The sequence below is a fragment of the Pantoea sp. JV6 genome (assembly GCF_025910055.1).
GTDB classification, from domain to species: Bacteria; Pseudomonadota; Gammaproteobacteria; order Enterobacterales; family Enterobacteriaceae; genus Pantoea; species Pantoea agglomerans.
Window position 1 is genome coordinate 69,845 of the sequence record NZ_JAPCIM010000024.1, and the last position, 16,536, is coordinate 86,380.

At 59.4% G+C, this 16,536-nt stretch carries 17 protein-coding genes; all 17 read right to left on the bottom strand.

Features of this window, described 5'->3' with window-relative positions; genetic code table 11:
• Nucleotides 1–9: 9 nt before the first annotated feature.
• Nucleotides 10–3,069, bottom strand: coding sequence for a conjugal transfer mating-pair stabilization protein TraG (gene traG / locus OK412_RS22225; RefSeq protein WP_137230254.1), 3,060 nt, complete (start codon nucleotides 3,067–3,069; stop codon nucleotides 10–12).
• The gene (gene traH, locus OK412_RS22230; RefSeq protein ID WP_264353577.1) at nucleotides 3,062–4,429 is read right to left on the bottom strand and encodes a conjugal transfer pilus assembly protein TraH; all 1,368 of its coding nucleotides are present in this window, start codon (nucleotides 4,427–4,429) and stop codon (nucleotides 3,062–3,064) included. Before traH ends, traG begins: the two co-directional genes overlap by 8 nt.
• A gap of 34 nt (nucleotides 4,430–4,463) precedes the next feature.
• Nucleotides 4,464–4,742 (bottom strand): hypothetical protein, encoded by a 279-nt coding sequence (locus OK412_RS22235; protein WP_109654169.1) that lies wholly within the window; start codon nucleotides 4,740–4,742, stop codon nucleotides 4,464–4,466.
• Between the two features lie 31 nt (nucleotides 4,743–4,773).
• On the bottom strand, nucleotides 4,774–5,400 hold the full coding sequence (gene trbB, locus OK412_RS22240; protein ID WP_132500212.1) for an F-type conjugal transfer protein TrbB: 627 nt from the start codon (nucleotides 5,398–5,400) through the stop codon (nucleotides 4,774–4,776).
• 201 nt (nucleotides 5,401–5,601) lie between these two features.
• The gene (locus OK412_RS22245; protein ID WP_137230256.1) at nucleotides 5,602–6,072 is read right to left on the bottom strand and encodes a hypothetical protein; all 471 of its coding nucleotides are present in this window, start codon (nucleotides 6,070–6,072) and stop codon (nucleotides 5,602–5,604) included.
• A gap of 10 nt (nucleotides 6,073–6,082) precedes the next feature.
• Nucleotides 6,083–6,880, bottom strand: coding sequence for a type-F conjugative transfer system pilin assembly protein TraF (gene traF / locus OK412_RS22250; protein WP_069027079.1), 798 nt, complete (start codon nucleotides 6,878–6,880; stop codon nucleotides 6,083–6,085).
• The gene (traN, locus tag OK412_RS22255) at nucleotides 6,877–8,724 is read right to left on the bottom strand and encodes a type-F conjugative transfer system mating-pair stabilization protein TraN (protein ID WP_264353578.1); all 1,848 of its coding nucleotides are present in this window, start codon (nucleotides 8,722–8,724) and stop codon (nucleotides 6,877–6,879) included. The genes traF and traN overlap by 4 nt, the downstream gene beginning before the upstream one ends.
• Nucleotides 8,721–9,350 carry a type-F conjugative transfer system pilin assembly protein TrbC gene (trbC, locus tag OK412_RS22260; protein ID WP_264353579.1) on the bottom strand — a complete coding sequence of 210 codons (630 nt, stop codon included), beginning with the start codon at nucleotides 9,348–9,350 and terminating at the stop codon, nucleotides 8,721–8,723. Before trbC ends, traN begins: the two co-directional genes overlap by 4 nt.
• Before the next feature lie 9 nt (nucleotides 9,351–9,359).
• Nucleotides 9,360–10,352: a conjugal transfer pilus assembly protein TraU gene (gene traU / locus OK412_RS22265; RefSeq protein WP_109654180.1), complete on the bottom strand. Its 993-nt coding sequence runs from the start codon at nucleotides 10,350–10,352 to the stop codon at nucleotides 9,360–9,362.
• A complete protein-coding gene (locus tag OK412_RS22270; protein WP_132500206.1) occupies nucleotides 10,352–10,690 on the bottom strand; it encodes a hypothetical protein in 339 nt (112 codons plus the stop codon). The genes traU and OK412_RS22270 overlap by 1 nt, the downstream gene beginning before the upstream one ends.
• A gap of 166 nt (nucleotides 10,691–10,856) precedes the next feature.
• Nucleotides 10,857–11,237 (bottom strand): hypothetical protein, encoded by a 381-nt coding sequence (locus OK412_RS22275; protein ID WP_132500205.1) that lies wholly within the window; start codon nucleotides 11,235–11,237, stop codon nucleotides 10,857–10,859.
• 58 nt (nucleotides 11,238–11,295) lie between these two features.
• Nucleotides 11,296–11,721 carry a hypothetical protein gene (locus OK412_RS22280; protein ID WP_264353580.1) on the bottom strand — a complete coding sequence of 142 codons (426 nt, stop codon included), beginning with the start codon at nucleotides 11,719–11,721 and terminating at the stop codon, nucleotides 11,296–11,298.
• Between the two features lie 263 nt (nucleotides 11,722–11,984).
• Nucleotides 11,985–12,608 (bottom strand): type-F conjugative transfer system protein TraW, encoded by a 624-nt coding sequence (traW, locus tag OK412_RS22285; protein ID WP_264353581.1) that lies wholly within the window; start codon nucleotides 12,606–12,608, stop codon nucleotides 11,985–11,987.
• Nucleotides 12,605–13,051 (bottom strand): type-F conjugative transfer system protein TrbI, encoded by a 447-nt coding sequence (gene trbI / locus OK412_RS22290; RefSeq protein WP_264353582.1) that lies wholly within the window; start codon nucleotides 13,049–13,051, stop codon nucleotides 12,605–12,607. The genes traW and trbI overlap by 4 nt, the downstream gene beginning before the upstream one ends.
• A gap of 14 nt (nucleotides 13,052–13,065) precedes the next feature.
• Complete coding sequence (traC, locus tag OK412_RS22295) at nucleotides 13,066–15,711, bottom strand: type IV secretion system protein TraC (protein ID WP_264353583.1); 2,646 nt, start codon at nucleotides 15,709–15,711, stop codon at nucleotides 13,066–13,068.
• A complete protein-coding gene (locus tag OK412_RS22300; RefSeq protein WP_264353584.1) occupies nucleotides 15,701–15,928 on the bottom strand; it encodes a hypothetical protein in 228 nt (75 codons plus the stop codon). Before OK412_RS22300 ends, traC begins: the two co-directional genes overlap by 11 nt.
• On the bottom strand, nucleotides 15,928–16,470 hold the full coding sequence (gene traV / locus OK412_RS22305; protein WP_264353585.1) for a type IV conjugative transfer system lipoprotein TraV: 543 nt from the start codon (nucleotides 16,468–16,470) through the stop codon (nucleotides 15,928–15,930). Before traV ends, OK412_RS22300 begins: the two co-directional genes overlap by 1 nt.
• Nucleotides 16,471–16,536 lie beyond the last annotated feature (66 nt).

The window sequence follows — 16,536 nt, forward strand, 5'->3', positions numbered from 1 at the left end:
TCACATTCATCAAGAGGCTTTTTTCTGCTGCTCCCTAAGCTCTTTTAATTTCTTCTCAAAGGCGTCGGTTTCCGCATGATCAAAGCCTGGTTTAGTTTGCCTAATATCCTCTTCAGTACGGCCTATCTGCTGACTCCTGACCGCACCCTGATGCTCATTTCTGAGTATATCACTGGACGTCTGAACAGTGGTTTTGTTTTCGGCGATTTTCCCGTCATTTTCCCTGAGAGTTTCCATAAGGCCAGATCTTTGTGCTGCGACCTGATTAGCAACGTTACTCTGGATGCCGGCCCCTGCGGCCTGCTCGCTCACACGTCTGGACCCGCTGCGGAAATCATCTCTCATTTCCTGTGAAGGTGCACCGGCCTGAGCGCTGAGGTTTCGTTCTCCCTGATGCGCGCTGACTTCAGTTGTGCGGCCATTTGTGACGACAGATTCCGGCGACGCTCCGCGGACTCGTTCATGGCCATGAGCCGAAGGTGAACCCGACAGAGCGTCTCCAGACGACTGCGTCCCGGCCAGAAGCGGTGCTCCCCCGCCCGAAGATGTCCCGGCGGCATCCAGCGAACGGGCAGGCTGCAGCGGCTCGCTGTTAACCTGATCTGTCCTTGCGCCATAGTTACGCATGATTTCCGGCTCAAGCCGCTCGTGCATAAATTCGGTGGCCGCACCCTGAGCGCTTCTGACGTTGGTCAGGATGTTCTGCGCATCACTGCCATATTTCGCCGTCGTCCAGTCCACAAACTCCTGATTGTAGTTAGCATCCAGGCTGGCGCTCTGCGTCTGTGACAGCGTGGCCATGCGGCTGAACTCCTGACTGCGCGTGCTGCTCTCGGTGTACTGATGGTACTGACTCTTCGCATCATTAAGCGTCGCTGCGAACTGCTGAGCATTCGAGCTGGACTGATTATCAGTATGACTCCCCGAATCGCTCAGGCGGGTTGAGGTGACCATGTCCACACCCTCGCGGAAGTCACGGGCTTCCTGACTGCTCTGATCCTTACGGTTATCGCGGCCCTCAGCGTGGCTGTCCTGCGTCCCGTGCGAGCTGCCAGACGTATGGCGCCAGTCCGTATTGACGTTTGCTTCGCCCCCGGCACTGAGGCCGGTCGCCCACTTGCCCAGCTTGCCGGCAAGTTGGTCACCAGAGTCAAATTTCACATAGCCTCTGGCACCCGCACCCACACCACCCTGATTGGTAATGTCCATTAGCTGGTTATACGCCTGCTGTTCAGAAACATTATGCGACTTCGCATAGCTCTCAACAGCCGACTGCATTTTGCTCGCGCCTCTGGAGACGTTCGTTGCCACGCTGTTGTCGCTGCCCTGCGTCACGCTGTCGCTGTTGCCACTCTGCTGCGTCAGCTGGTTCATCTGCTGGAAACCACTGGTCACGCTATGGTTATAGCCATCAAGAGAGCTCTGCGCCTGCTGCTGTGCCTGCCGCGCCTGCTCGGAGAACCCGCTGCTGGCAAGGGAGCTGAGGCGCATGCTGACCGGCAGGTTAGATATCGCCTGGCTGGTATCCACTACGGTATGGCCGTCCGCCGTCTGCGTCATCATCGCGTTATTACCGGTCTGGAAGCCCTGAGACCCCGAGCGGCGCAGCATGTTGGTGTCAAACTTGTTGGCGCTGACGTTATCCATCGACATGTTGTTAAACGACCAGTTGCCGTCCGCCGTCGTAGAGGCCTGTCCGCCGGTCGCAAATGCCGCCGAACTCATTACCCCGCCGACGGCCTGTGAGGCCACTGATGCCGCGCCTTTGGTCAGGAAAAAGGCCAGCACTGGTATCGACATGCTCAGATAGCCCGCGATGTTGGCCGCGTCTGAGTGCTGCAGGGCGACCTGATCCTGATTGGCCAGCACCAGCGGCGTGGCACCGGTCTTCGTCTGCAGATAGAAGTTGGCCAGCGAGTTAAGAATGGCGAACATAACCGGCCACATGGTGAAGTAAACGAAACCGCCAGCGTACAGCTTCAGCGTTTTAAGCCCGAAGATGTCGTGGTTCACCAGTGCCAGCGCGATCACCAGCGGGAACAGCGCAATCAGGACCAGCATCATCAGCGACTGGAACATCGGCAGCGTACGCGCAGCTATCACGCCACCCGCGCCCCAGCTGATGCGCTGTTTGGTCATGCTGGACTCGGTGGCCAGATTCAGCAGGTTGGCCGTGTCCGAAGAGCGCGCCGCAAAGCCTTTCCAGCCGTCACGGATGGCCGCATTGGTGATGTTATTACGCATAATCTGCGCTGCGCTCAGGCCGCCTGCATAGAAGAAGTTGTAGCTCTCATCCATCGCGTTGCCGAGCAGCGTGTCCCCGCTGACGCGGCTGCCGAACACGCGCGTGGCCAGTGCATGCCAGGTTGTGCCGCCAATGCGCACGTCCGCCCCAATCAGGTTTTTAATGACCGCAGCCGCCTGCTGGCAGGTGATGAACTGCCGGCCGCTGCCCGTATCCTGATACAGACCGCGCAGCGGGCTCGGGTTATTCGTAATCAGCGTAAGCGGATCGGTGCTGTTCAGCAGCTGTGACACGGTGTATTTATTATTCAGCAGAATATCGCCCACCACGCAGTTCTCCACGTAGTCGGTAAGCATTCCGGCCAGCTGTGGATTCTGTGATCGGAAGTCCGTAGTCTGCGCAACAATCTGCGAACCAAACAGCATGCCGGTCTTGGTATAGGTCAGCGAATCCGGCCGCGAAAAGCTGTACTCATAAAGCCGCGCCACACCGAACTGCACGGACGTGGTCAGGCCGGCGATGAAGGCCAGGCCGGCCGGCACGTTATCGACCTGATAAACCGCCGCCGGATCTGTGACATCAAGTATCTGTACGCTGCGCTTCGGAACGAGCAGCACCGAGGTGATGACAAAAAAGATGGCCAGCCAGCTGGCAAACACCATCGGATTGCGTGATTTGATGAAGCTGACGATCACGCCCAGCACGCCAAACAGCCCGGCGATACGTTTTAACGTGTCATAGGTGTCGCTGCCGATGACGGTGACGACGCCGTTAAACACCTGACGCCACATGTCACCGCCGTAGATGGTCCAGACCTCAGTCATTGCCCGTTCCCCACTGATAGTTGCCCTGATAGGACGTCGAGATAATGGTTGATACCTGCTGCTGCAGGTACTGCATGTTGCGATCGATGCCGTCCAGCGCGTTCTGATCAGCTGTACTCTGCAGCTTCATCTGTGCCAGCAGCGAGGTTGCAGCCAGCACGTTGTTACGAAGCTCGCCGGCCGCCTGCTCGGGGAAGTTTTTACCGGCAAGTGACTGACTTGCCTGCTTTACCAACTCTTGCAGGTACTGGATCATCATGTCCTGCGCGATAAAGTCGGCGACCTGTATCAGGTAGGTCGGGCTCATGCCCATGCTGCGCGAGTTGGTCAGGTATTTCAGTACCGGCACCGAGGTGGTGTTGATGAAGCCTTTCTCTCTGTCCGACAGGCCGGTATCGGCCGTGAGCTTGCTGTCGATGGAAATCATCAGGTTGCGCACTTGGGTCACCAGGGCGATGTCGCTACTTACCGTGACACTGGCCACTGTAGGGCCGAGGCACAGATCCGGCTCGTCGCAGCCGTACATCTTCGCGGTGCCGCCGCGCATCAGCACGGTAATGATGTCGCGGTTATCAACCAGAGGCGTCAGGACAGTGACTTGCCCGGCTTTATTGAAAATGATTGAACCCACCACGCTCATCACCAGTTCCTTCAGCTGGCGGTTGCCGTCAAACAGGTGGTTGCGGCCCAGCGCATCCCAGATGAGGTTTTTGTTCTTCAGCACCCGGTCCTTCATGTTGTCAGAGGCTCTTCCTGTGACGCTGTCACCCTGCCCGCCCACTGTGCAGCCCTGACGCGACGCCGCCCAGTCGGAGAAAATGTTGCTCTCGCCGGCAATGTCCTGACAGATCTTCTGATTCGACACCTGCGATACAGGCCACAGACCGCCGATGATGCCCTGCGCGGCCTGGCATGAACTCATGTTGGCTGAGTTCACATCAGAGGCCAGCTTCTGCAGGAAATCCTTAGCCTGCTTGAGCTCCGGCACCATCGTCTGCAGCGCCAGATCAAATGCATAGCCCGCCGCATTACTCATGATCTGCTTAACAAATCGCTGCAGTTCTGCGCCATTGATGTAAGAAAAGGCGCCCAGATAGGAGTCAATGCCGCCGCAGCCGGCGTTGAGTGACGGCACCTGCATCGAGATGAGCTGAACCTGTTTCACCGGGTTACGCAGATAGATGGAGCCGCCGGTAACATAGCCTGCAGCCTGCCCCTGCCATGCCTGCGCCTTTGAGACGTTGCCGTCAAAGCCGAGGCTGCCAAAGTAGCCGTTCAGGTCACCCTGCACATCGGCAAAAGCCGGCACGTTCAGTGTAAGGGCAGCCAGAGCGCCTGTGAGGAACTGACGCAGATTCATGGTGTTTTCCCCGTCTGTAAATGTGTACGTTCTGTCATTGAAAACTCCGGTCAGCCGTAAATCCGTGCCGGCGCAGTGTGATGCTGGTCAGTACGCCGCAACCGAAGCCACCGGCAAGGGAAAGCAGGAACAGCAGCGGATAAAGCTGAAGACCGCTGAGGACCAGCGCATCAGAACCGTAAGTCATGCCGATTATCGGGCCAGCAAGGTCGCAGGCGAGCCAGGCATAAATTCCGGCAGCAGCCAGCAGCGAGGCGCAGACAAGCAGCAGCGCCGTCTCAAGTCGCGAGAGCGTTAAAGGTTTTTCAGTCATGGGTATTCCGTGAGCGGCACAGCCGCCTGTATTACTGTGGGGTCAGTGAGGCACTGCTGGGTACCGGACCCAGCGTATCCGGCGGGAGGTTGTCGATATCGGCTTCGATCATCTGCGCCAGGCGCTGGCTCATCGTTCCCATATCCGTCTCTCCCTGAAAAAGCGGGTAGGCCACGTTGGTGTTAACGTTGACCATAAACGTGGTCGGCGTGGCGATGGGCAGGCCATTACCGAAGAACGTCAGAATTTCACCGGCAATCGGCTCGTTCGGTCCCGCTTTACGCGGGATAAGCGCCACCGGAAAGGCCGCGTCCCCGTAGCCGTCAAGGCTATAGGGGTACACCTTTATCCCTTCCTCATCAGCCCAGGATTTCAGCAGCGGATCGAACTTCGCGCTGTACTGACAGCCGCGCTGCATAAAAACCACCACCGCATAGTCGTTCAGGTTCACCTGCCGCCCGTCCGTAAGGGTCATCATCCGGGGCGGTTTTACGGGCGCCGCCCGCACCAGGCTCGCCCCGGGTAATCCGAAGTCCGGCAGCTGCGCGCCCCGCTGTGCCTTTGCCTGCTCAAGCGCAGCAATGTCAGAGGCCACTGACGCCTGAGCTAATGCAGGCAGTTGCAGAAGCAGCGCTGTCAGCAGTACGTTAAGCCTCATGATGGCCTCCCCGGCGGCGGCGCAGCATTCGGCGATATGCAATCAGTTCCATAATGAAGCCCAGCGCAACCAGAACCAGACAGGCCAATGAGCACCCGGCAAGCACGTCGTACGTTAAGCTGACTGACCATGTCAGCAGCTGGCGCAGGCAGTTAAAAATAATGCCCGCCATAAACAGTAAGATGATAAGAGGTAATCGGTTCATGTACGGACTCCCTGAGCGCGGCGGCGCAGGATTCGCACCGCCAGGCCGGCAATAATGGAAAACAGTACGCCGGTGAGGTAGAGGCTGCGCAGCATGTTATTGGTGTCGGCTGCCCATGCCTCGCGGCTCACCGCCGCTTTTACGCAAATGGCAGGCGAGGGTGCAGGCTTAATATCTCTGCTGACCGGTACGGTCTTATCTCGTGATGTTTCAGGAACGGCCGGCCAGGTCTCTACGCGCGTGGCCTGCGATGCGCAACTCCACACCTGCCCTGCCGGCGCATCGCGTATCAGCCTTTCGGCCTCACTAATCAATAAATGCCCGGCACCACCGGCGCTGTGCGCGCAGAGCAGGAACAGCAGAAAGAACAGCAGCGCCGGATGGATAACCAGCGTCTGCAGCAGGAAGTTTTGTACCCGGCGCGCATCGCGCAGCCGCCCGTACCAGACCGGAGAGAGAGTCAGCATACACATGTCCTCAGAAGTTAGGTTTAAAGCCGGTGGCCACGTTAAGAAAGCGCTTCGCCAGGTCGTCCTGGGTCATGAAGCCATAGGCAAGCGGCCGGAAGCTTTTTGACTTCGGGTCAACCAGGAACAGCGCCGGATAATGGCTGATCCCCATGCGCGCGCTCTGACCGGCGTCCGGCCGACTGTCGGGCACCTGCGGCGACACCGTGCCGTCCACGCTCACCGGGATAAGCGAGATGTGACGCAGGCGGGCAAAGTCCGCCACCACGCCGGCCATCTGAGCATCAATCGGGTCGCTGCCACGGTAGAAGTAGAAAAGGCCGTACTCACCTGAGAGCTTACTTATCGCCGCGGTCTGCTCGGCCTGATCCCGGGCCTGCTGCAGCGGCGCAGTGCTGTTGTAGTGCGGGTGATCAAGGTTGTAGTCGAGGTCCGGATGATCGAGCTGCGCAACGGCGAACGACTGGCTGAACATCGAGGCGCGGTCGGTCCAGAACTTCTGCCAGCGCAGAAAGGTGGCGGTGTTCTCGGCTGACGGATGAAGGATGGCGTTATTCAGCGCCTCCTTTGTATATCCTTTCAGAACGTCCGCCTGCTCTGACGGTGACAATCTGCTGAAGTCCGGGACCTGCGGCGCAGGCTGCGGTTTCGGCGCGGGCGGGTCCGGCTTTTTCTTCGGCTCGTTGTACCAGTGCCAGCCGGTAAACGGGTCGGCCGGCGTCACCACCGCGTCAGCGGGCGGCGCATCGTCCGCCACGGCCTGGCCCGTGCACGCCACCATCAACAGGGCAATCAGCAGTGGTTTCATTTTTTACCTCCTGTCTGCGCGTTAACCTGCGCGGCAATGCGGTCCTTAGCCTGCTGAACCATCGTCGCTGAGTCAGGGATTTTCTGGTTGGCCATCAGGTCGCTGTAGAAATCCTGGAAGTTAATCAGATCAAAATTTATGGCCTGCAGTTCAGGAACGGTGATGCCACGACAGTTCGGTGAGTCTCCGCTGCCAAAGCTGACGTGCAGCTGATCGCGTCGGCCCTGCTCCTGAATGATGCGGGCGAGCTTCCCGCCGAACACGCAGTAAGCCTGCTTCTTCTGTACGCACACCCCGAGCACGGCCTTATTGCAGGCTTCGCCGACGAGTACGGTGACTTTTTTTGCCTTCGCCTTACCGATGGCCATTTCATCACTGTTGCAGTTAGCCAGCCCCGAACTGTTCCCCCAGCCGGTATCGACGCAGCAGTTTGAAAAGCCCGCCATCGCTTTACGGCAGTAGAGCGCCTGTCCGGTAAAGGCTTTGATATCGATCTGATCACCGTTCTTGACGTCATCGCCGGCGGAGGCAAGACCGGCCAGTTTGGCCACTGCCGTGTCAAAGCCGCTGTCGCCGGCTCCGTCAGTACCGTTGCAGTCGCCGGTCTGACACAGATACTGTCCGCCGCACAGCAGCCCCTGAGAGCTGTAGGTTGTCTGACACTGGTATGTATCCTGCTCATGCATGCACGTTCCGCCTTCAGCCTCTGTACAGCCGCGGGCAGCGATAGTGCAGTTTCTGTCAGACATCAACTGGGCACAGTTACCGGTGGAATTAACCGGCACGATGTAGCTGTCCTGGTACTGCCAGCAGCCCTGCGTCTGGGTAAAGGTCTGGCCGTCAGAGGTAACCGAGCGGGAGCCGCCCGGGTCGGTGCAGACGCTGCCGGTGCTGGCGGTGGCCTGTGATTTATCAAAGCTGCAGCTTTCGGACCAGGTCGTGTCGGCCTTTTTATCCGATACGGTTACGTTAAATGTTACGTCGAGGTGGAACAGCGTGGTGCCATCGTTGATGTATTTAATAAGCGTATTAATGGTGGCATCGAGACGTGACCCTTTAGGTGTAATCACCGCAGAGTAAACCTGACCCGCGTTAACCTGCAGCCCCGCGATACCCAGGCTGTCGGCTCCCTTGCCGTACCGGAGCGTGACGCTGTTGTTCAGTATCGAGGTGACGTAATCGGCTCCCGAGTTGTAGGACGGGGCCGGGGTATAAACCAGTTGCGTGCTGCCGCTGATGAGCGTGGCCGTTTCAGGAAATGTGAAATCCACTATTACCTGGTTGCCCGTTCGGCGCGCGTTTTTAAGCAGCATATTCATTGTCCGGGTTTCCGTATGGCTTGAGCCCGTGACGATAACGCTGCCGGTGCGGGCACAGGTCTGGATCTGCGCCACATCCCTGTCGCACGTGAAGTTTTCGAATACCGACTTTGAAACAACTTTCGTGGTGCACTGGCTGTTGGTACCGTCCACGATAGAGCCGCTGTTGGCTTCTGCATTCTTGCCGTTCTGGATAAAGTCAGCGTTGGGATCGATGGTTACAGGCGGGTTCTTCGTTGAAGAATCCGTAACTGCCTGTCCCGCTTCATTACTTCCGATCTGTGTCTGCCCTTTATCCCCAATGCCACCGTCACCACCCTGCACGCCGCCGTAATAGCCGCCCTGTGGGGGATTGGCTGTGTAGCCCGGAATGACTGACGCCGGGTCAGTCCCTTTAGCGGCAGAGGTCCCCTGTCCCTTATTCGATCCCGCATACCCTGCACCCGCGTTGTAAGCGTCGCTTACCGCATCTGCGAATGCGCCGGACGCCATCAGACATAAAGAAAGCAGCAGGGCACGCTTCATTTCGCACCCTCCGCGTCCTGGAGCAGCTGCGCAGCCGTACTGCCACAGTCGCCGCGCTGTTTAATTTCTTCGAGCGCCTGCTTCACAGGCAGGCTGCCGTAGATCACATCAGACTGACTGCCACAGGTGACGACCAGCGCCGGCACGGCCTTTATGTTGTACTTCTCGTACAGGGTTGGGTCGATCTGCACCCCTGCCTGCTTATCTTTTTTGGACAGTTCAAACATCGTCTCAGCCGTCTGACGGAAGTCGTTGTTCAGCAGGCCGCGCAGCGTGGCCGGTATGCCGAAGCGGCGTGCGTCCGCAAGCATCGGCAGCAGCCCCTCCTCCGGGATACCCAGACTGACGAAGTAAACGGCACGCGGCGTGGGGCGCGCAGCGCTGTTCTGATCCGCTTGCGCGGCGGCAATTTCGTTCTGCAGCTGCGAGACCCGTCCCTGCTGCGCATCCGGTAGCGTGATATTCATGCCCTTCAGCTGGCTTTTGAACAGTTCCAGGTCGCGCTGCTGCTGTTTCATATACGCCATGTCGTTGCCTGACACGACTGGCTGATCAGCCGCATTCGCCATTTCCGTGCACAGCAGCGCGGCGCCCGCGAGCAGCGCCGTAATCAGAGGTTGTTTCATGGTGAGTCCTTACAGATAAACGCAGTTACGCTTTCGCCACATGAGGTAGCCGAAGTTCTTTTTCGTCGCCGGTGAGTTGTGTACAGAGCCCCAGAGCTGGGTCGTTGTGCCGAACGGATGACAGTCGTTTGGTTCGGGGTACATATTCACCATCTGATAACGCCAGCGTGATTTCGGGATGATCGGGGACGGATACTGATAGCAGACCGCCACGTCCGCCCCGACCGTCTCCATCACCAGTCCCTCCCGGTGCAGCTTGAAGGCCATGCGTTCGCTGACCAGCAGGGAGGCCTCAAGCGGCGAAAACTCATTACTGGTAAAGCCCGTAAACGGATACATCGACCCCTGTGCGCCGGCGCACCAGAACAGCGGGTCCAGTGGCACGCCCGCCGTGGAGGCAATCGAGTCCGCCGCACAGGCGCCCTGCGCCAGCAGGTTGTTGAAAAGCGCCACTTCCGGATTCAGGATCATGGCCAGCGTGCTGTCGTTCCACAGCGGGTCGACCTCAGACAGATACGCGATGTCCATGTCACCGGTCTGCATGCAACCCGTACTGGTGATGATGTTGAGCCAGTAAATCAGCGGATATTTGTACCAGTGCACGTGATAGAAGCTGCCGGGTGTGGGTGAGTCGCTCTGCCCGCCGCGTCCGGCACCGGTGCGGCCGAGGTTAATTTTGAAGCCGCCCATGTTCACCATGACGCCGGGCTCGCGCGTCACGTCGGTCAGCGCCAGCGGCTCCCAGAAGCCAATGGCCAGACCCAGCCGGTAAAAAATACCGTACGGGCACATCTGAATCGGCGAGGCAGGGTTCGGAGTATCCGGGTGCGCGCCTGATGCCAGCTGGATGCTGCCCAGCGACATCGGGAACAGACACTTCCAGCAGACGTCGCTGATCGGGTTCACCCAGCGTCCGTCGCCGGCGTTACTGGTCGCTGCCATGACAGGCTTCGCCATGACCGCTGCCGTGAGCAGGCACATTATGAGAAGGAAACGTTTCATTAATCTTTGACCTGCATTTTGTTACGGAGCCAGACGCACACCGGACCGTCATCTGTGTCGTGAATGCTGCCAACAAACCATCCCCCGCCTGCGGGCCCGGACGGCTGCCACTGGCTGCAATTACCTGTTTTCCAGAATGTCTTCATCAACCAGCCAGGTACGTCGTTTTCCATCCAGATGAAGGAGGCAGCGAGATTATGTGCGGAAAGCCAGGCCTCAAACTCGCCGGGCTGCGGATATTCATTGCCGTCAGCGGGCACAAAAAATTCAGGATGCGTCCAGCCGCCCCAGCGATCGCGCACGACCGGCTGAGCCGATATTTCAGCAGGGTGTGTCATAGGGTGAGATTCCGTAAAGACGGCAGCGGAACTGCCGGGGTCAGACGTTAAACGGGCCTGCCTGCGGGGTGCAGGCTGAGGCGTACCGCAGCAGCGCGAGGAACGAACAGCCTGCGCACTGCGGGCAGAAAAGGCATTCAGGTGGCCGCAGCCACCCGGGGAGGATTTACTTCACCGCGCGGCACAGTCTGCCGGCAACATCGTCGAGTTCGCGGTCATAACTGGCACGCTCAGCCGCACTCAGAAAGCCCTGCTGCTTTACGTAGCCGTCAGCATCTTTTCTGACGCGGCCAGCCTGTTGCCATAGCTGTTCAGACTGCGCTTCCGTAAGGTGACGCGCTTTGCGGGCATTACCGATATCGGCCTGCAGCACGTTAATGCGTACCGATATGTGCGCCTGAAGCGGGTCTTTAATACTGCCGCCGGTTTCCCCCTTCACGTCATGCTGAGCCTTTATATCGCATGACGGCCACTCCTGCGTAAATGACGAAGCGGCTGTGGCATGGCCGGCAGCCAGCAGCAGAAATCCTAACGTCAGCGTTCTCATTGCCTGTGTCCCTTAAAGTGATTATTCACGCGCAGAATTATAGACCAGCCGCTGTCAGCTACAGATCCGTACCATTATCCGCGGTATGACCGCCACGCCTGACAACGTACCAGCCAGCTGCCTCGGCTCCCCGCTGACAGCAATCTGTCCAGCTGCCGGTGTAGTCATCCTCTTCGGCATCCCGCAGCATCGCCTCTGCAGCTTCGTCGCTCTGGCGCGGGTTCAGGTAGCGGGAACGCGCTTTTACGATGGCGATACCCACGCGGGTCCGGACTGCATAAGGCAGCAGAACCTTTGACTGCGGCTCAGCACGAAGCGCAAACCCTTCCGCCTCCAGCGCGCCGCCAAATGCCGCCAGCATGAACTGCCAGTAATGGCTGTTCGCCTCAGCAGCTGCAAGTTCGGCCATCTCGCGACTGCCAAACGGTGCCGGAGATGATGAGCCGAAAGCCACGCGCATCGTGTCCTGCCTCTCGGGAGTCATTCTCCTGCCAGTCCTGACCATAACGATGGCCAGCGCTATGAGAACAATGAAACCACCCACGGCCGGCAGGCCTGACGTAAACGCGCTTATGCTCTCGGGTGTCAGTGAGATTTCGGCACGACAGGCAGGCGGGACAGGATCAGTCCATATCGGTTGCATCACCGGCTCCGCGTGCAGCTGAACGGGTGCGGCCTCAGATGACGACGCAGAATGCTGCCGGTCATTTACCAGTCTCTGCACAAGATCATACGGCGTGTTATCACTCATTTCAGTGCCACCTCCTCAACCCTGAGCATTCTGTCCGCGCGCGTAATGCGCACCGGGGTGTGCTCAAAGCCGAATTTCGTTGTTAACGTGCCGTACTGGTCGAAGTACACCGGCTCGTCCAGTGCAATACTGCTGTCGTGCACGTTGCCTTTAACCAAGATGACCTTAAAGTTCTGCTGGCCCGTGATCTGCAGCTTCAGCCACGCCATCTGCTGCGGATTGTCACCGTCAACGAAGTACAGCGTCTCGCTGAAGGCGACCTTGTCCAGCGGATTAACCTTATCGCCCGCCCGGGCGATGACGTTGCCGCGCATGTCGCGGATAGTTTCCCGCACCGTAAAGGTCGGGTCATACAGGAACGCGCGGTCCGTTTTCGCCGGCGTCAGCCCGGCCACCGGTGCCGGACGTACGGCGTGAGCTTTCACCCGGGCTTCGGCCTCACGCTGCAGGCGGTCCATTTCGCCGCTGTCCTCCATGCCCTGCAGACGCTGCCCGATAAAAGTCAGCAGATCCGGTTCGGCGATGGGGAACAGGTGGCCGATGGTGCCGAGGTCTTTAGCCAGCGCAGAACCCGGAACCACTGTGGCGAGCAGAACAACCGCTGTAGTGAGCAGCCTCATGGCGCCCCCTGCATCTGACGGGCAATGTCGGCCTGAATGATTGGGGTAATGTCGGTGACGCCCGCAACCACCGCCCCCTTCACCAGGATGACACCGCCATGCGCGGCCTGCCAGTCAGAGAGGCTGGCGTCCAGCGCGGCGCCAAACCGCTTTGTCAGTGTCTCCAGCGCCCCCTTTTCCACCGGCTGCTGCACCGTCTGCTGCCGAAACGTATCGATAGTGCCTTTCATGTCAAATACCACGTAATCGGGCTGTACGGCCTTAGCAACCAGCGCACTGACGCCGGCGCTGAGCACAATGACCAGCGCGGCGAACGCTGCCAGCCGGGCACCGCGGCTGCGCATCAACTGCGCTGACGCGGTCGCGCGAGCGCCGTCACTCATCCCTGCGTTATCCTCGTTTTCTATGGCCACCTGCTGAGGCGGCTGTCTTTCTTCCTGCATCGTTTAATCCTCTTTTAAGCAGTGGTCAGGCCTGCCCAGCGCTCCAGCTCCTGCATCTCGGCCTGGTACATGTGAGGCTCGCAGGCCAGCAGGTATGCAGCCTCTTCGCTGGTCGCCCCGGCCTTCTGCGCCTCCGTCATGTACTGATAGTCTTCGCCGCGGGTGCTGAACATGGCGCGCGTGACCGGGTCAACAAAGACGCGATGGAACGAACTGTTTTCACCCGTTGAGATCATCACCGAGCTGAAGCCGGTATCGCGCGCGGGCTGGAAGCCGCGGATAACCTGCGTTTCAACCTCACTGAACTGATCCGGGTTGGAATTGAGGTAGGTTTTGAACGCTTTTGCATCCTGCAGCAGAGTAACTTTGGTGCCCGAACAGTCCCATGCGGCTGCCGCGGCTGGCGGTGCGGCCTGGTCTTTGGTGCCGGTAAAGTCCTTGATACCCTGCGTGATGGTGATGAACGCCCCGCGATGGCGGCGCACCGTACGGTAGCCGGTTTCGATAAAGCGGGCCGCGTGCGGGTTAGAGCCGCTGAACAGGCGCCAGGCCTCGTCAATAATGGCGACCTTCTTCAGGCTGCGCGGCGAGTGGTACATCTTTTCCTGAATGGCCAGAATCAGCGAGTACAGGATGGCAGAGAGCAGGTGCGGCTGATTTTCCAGACTCAGCAGTTCCAGTACGGCAAAGCGCGTGTCGCCGTCGAGTGTCGGCTTGTCCGAGTTGAAGTAGTCGCCGTTGGCTCCCCACGTGCACCAGCGGTCCAGCAGCAGCACCAGCTCGTTGATGCGGTTCATGATGGTCGGCTGCTGGCCATATTCTTCCCTGACCGCCGCAGACTTCATGTACAGCACCACGTCGTCTATACGCGCGGTGTTCTGCTTCGCCTCGTAGGCCGCCACCACCCCTTTGAGCAGGATGGTTTCGCTGACCTTATCCAGCGGTTCGTTGGGGCTGGCCAGTACGGTGAGCAGTCCCTGGATGCCTTCGGCAGACGCTTTAATGTCCCGTACGTTAGCGAACGGGTTAAAGCGCAGCGTCGCACCGTCCAGGTAGGCCCCGCCCGCCTGCCGGCAGAAGTTTTTGTAGCTGCCCCCCATGTCGATAACCCACCCGAAGCCGCCGGCGTTCAGCACCTGTCGCAGGATTTCCTGTATGAAGAAGCTTTTACCTGCGCCGGTGGTGCCGGTCACCGCGATGTTAAAATTAGTTGCCCCGTTGCTTTCGCTGAACATATCAAAGAAGGCCAGCGCGTTGCGGTAGGTCGGCAGCGGACTGCCCGATGCCGCCATCTGCCGCTCGGCTACCACCGGCATGAGGTTAACGGCGTTAAAGCTCTTGCAGCGCAGGGTGGCGTTCATGTGCTTCATGTCGTCCCACAGTCCCTCCTGCATCAGGAACGGCATTGAGGTCAGCCAGTTGCGCAGCTGCTGGTAGCGCGGCGCGGACATTTCAAGGTCATTTTTGCGAAACACGTTGATGGCGGAGAGTTCACAGCGCTGTTGTTCGCTGTCGCTGTCGGGCGTGAACAGCGTCAGGTTAAGGTTAAAGCTGCACATCGCAATTTCGTTGCTGGCAAGCCCCATGCGCAGGTCGCGCCACTCTTCATAGGTGCGCTGCGTGTTGGGGAACAGCTTGCCGTAGGAGGAGTTGGCCTTCTTGCCCATGTCCTGCTCCTTACGGAACGCCTCGTTCTGGCTGCTCACCTGCTCCTCCACGCAGATGGTCCAGCTCAGCAGGAACGGACAGGGAATGCCCAGATCAGGAAACCGCATGTTCTGCAGGTTGTCCGCCGCCTGCCAGAGCGCGAACTGCTTCGGAACCTTTGTCAGCTGCATGTTCACGATGCGCGTGCTGACCACCGCGCTGTCGCTGCTGTCGCTGACCGCACGATCGCCGTGCTGGCGTGCAGTGGTCAGCTTCAGGTGATCCGGATGAACCTCCATTTCGGTACTGGTGTCCACGCACTGGCGGTGCAGCTCCTGCTCCGGGTTCCAGTGCTCACTGCCCGCACTGACCTGCCCCGGCCGGTAGTTCAGCTGCTCGCGGATGACGGATAAAAACTCATTCGGTCCCACGCGACGGGTGTCCATGTGCGCGGCCAGCATCGAGACACGGAGCGTTTCGCGCACCTGCGCCACCGCGTCCAGCGACTTGATGCCGCCGGTGCCGGGGTGTGCATACACCAGGAAAACGCGGTAGTTACGCAGGTACAGCGGGTACTCGCGCTCATTGGCCAGCCCCTTCAGCGCCGAGCGCTCCCAGAAGGCTTTGGTGATGGCGTTCAGGCGCGGCGCCATGTCGCCCTTCCACATATCCCGGCTCAGCCCGTTTTCCAGCATGTCGCCCACGCACTTGCTGGCCACCATCAGCACCGTGACCGGCGTTTTACGGGGCAGCTTTTTACGCAGCAGGTCGTCGAGCGCCTGTACCACCTGCTGATTCGCGCCGGCGAGCGGTGCCACCTCCAGAATAAAGCCGACCGAGCGGCTGTTAATGAAGAGTTCGGACTTTTCATCAAACTCACGCCACGGCAGCAGGCTGGTCAGCGACGGGTAGCTGAAGCTCTCCTCCAGCCTCTGGCGCGCCATCCTGGCACCGCCCTCATCCCGGCTGCTGCTGAAGATGCCGGTGAGGTGATCGATAACGTTACTGATCATGCTGACCTCCGGCGCGCTCTGTTTTCAGCGCGGCCTTTATCAGGGTATGGAAGTGCGCGGATTTTCCGGCTCCGGGCGTACTGTGCGTAAAGACGTGTCCATAAGGGGGCACATCCACGAACATCAGTCCGGGCCTGACCCGGTGATGCAGCGCAGCTGCAGACGATGCGGGCGCCCGCTGTTCAGAGGCACTGCTGAATGAAAAACGCTTTTTCATTACTCCCCCTCGCTGATTACGCGGAAATCTTCGTCCCAGCGGGACTTCTGCTTCACGAACTCCACCACGGCGGGCTGATGAAAGCTGTCCTGCTCGTCCACCCAGGGCGCAATCCACAGGCGCTGCGTCGCGTCAGGAATGCGGCGGGCGTCCACCTGCCCCGGTCCGCTGTAGTCACCCGGGACAACAGGGCCGGTGGCGCCAGTACGAACCGGCACCGTGGACGCGCGCAGGCTGTCTGCGGTCATGCCCTGTCCTTTAACCGGGCGCGGTGCAGGCGTTGCCATGCTTACCGGGCGGTAAGGGCTGACGGCGGGCTTCACGTTGCCGGGCGTCGCCAGCGCCTCAGCGGCAGGCTTTGGGCCGGCCTCCTTTTCTGCCGTCAGGTCATCCAGGCTCTGATGCCTGGATGCCAGCTTGCTGGCATCGGACATCGACAGGCACTGGTCGGTCGCGGTTTTATTACAGTCAAAATCAGAGTTCATGCCGGCGCAGCCGGACAGCGCAGCGCACAGCAGTGCGCACGCAAAGAGTTTCTGCATGGTGGAGTCCTCAGTGGCGGCTGTGCCGCAATGGGTCAGGGAGATATAAAAGTGCAGGTTAGTCAG

Excerpts from the sequence above, each read along its gene's own strand:
- traG (WP_137230254.1), bottom strand. The coding sequence starts at position 3,069 with ATGACTGAGGTCTGGACCATCTACGGCGGTGACATGTGGCGTCAGGTG.
- traH (WP_264353577.1), bottom strand. The coding sequence starts at position 4,429 with ATGAATCTGCGTCAGTTCCTCACAGGCGCTCTGGCTGCCCTTACACTG.
- OK412_RS22235 (WP_109654169.1), bottom strand. The coding sequence starts at position 4,742 with ATGACTGAAAAACCTTTAACGCTCTCGCGACTTGAGACGGCGCTGCTG.
- trbB (WP_132500212.1), bottom strand. The coding sequence starts at position 5,400 with ATGAGGCTTAACGTACTGCTGACAGCGCTGCTTCTGCAACTGCCTGCA.
- OK412_RS22245 (WP_137230256.1), bottom strand. The coding sequence starts at position 6,072 with ATGCTGACTCTCTCTCCGGTCTGGTACGGGCGGCTGCGCGATGCGCGC.
- traF (WP_069027079.1), bottom strand. The coding sequence starts at position 6,880 with ATGAAACCACTGCTGATTGCCCTGTTGATGGTGGCGTGCACGGGCCAG.
- traN (WP_264353578.1), bottom strand. The coding sequence starts at position 8,724 with ATGAAGCGTGCCCTGCTGCTTTCTTTATGTCTGATGGCGTCCGGCGCA.
- trbC (WP_264353579.1), bottom strand. The coding sequence starts at position 9,350 with ATGAAACAACCTCTGATTACGGCGCTGCTCGCGGGCGCCGCGCTGCTG.
- traU (WP_109654180.1), bottom strand. The coding sequence starts at position 10,352 with ATGAAACGTTTCCTTCTCATAATGTGCCTGCTCACGGCAGCGGTCATG.
- OK412_RS22270 (WP_132500206.1), bottom strand. The coding sequence starts at position 10,690 with ATGACACACCCTGCTGAAATATCGGCTCAGCCGGTCGTGCGCGATCGC.
- OK412_RS22275 (WP_132500205.1), bottom strand. The coding sequence starts at position 11,237 with ATGAGAACGCTGACGTTAGGATTTCTGCTGCTGGCTGCCGGCCATGCC.
- OK412_RS22280 (WP_264353580.1), bottom strand. The coding sequence starts at position 11,721 with ATGACTCCCGAGAGGCAGGACACGATGCGCGTGGCTTTCGGCTCATCA.
- traW (WP_264353581.1), bottom strand. The coding sequence starts at position 12,608 with ATGAGGCTGCTCACTACAGCGGTTGTTCTGCTCGCCACAGTGGTTCCG.
- trbI (WP_264353582.1), bottom strand. The coding sequence starts at position 13,051 with ATGCAGGAAGAAAGACAGCCGCCTCAGCAGGTGGCCATAGAAAACGAG.
- traC (WP_264353583.1), bottom strand. The coding sequence starts at position 15,711 with ATGATCAGTAACGTTATCGATCACCTCACCGGCATCTTCAGCAGCAGC.
- OK412_RS22300 (WP_264353584.1), bottom strand. The coding sequence starts at position 15,928 with ATGAAAAAGCGTTTTTCATTCAGCAGTGCCTCTGAACAGCGGGCGCCC.
- traV (WP_264353585.1), bottom strand. The coding sequence starts at position 16,470 with ATGCAGAAACTCTTTGCGTGCGCACTGCTGTGCGCTGCGCTGTCCGGC.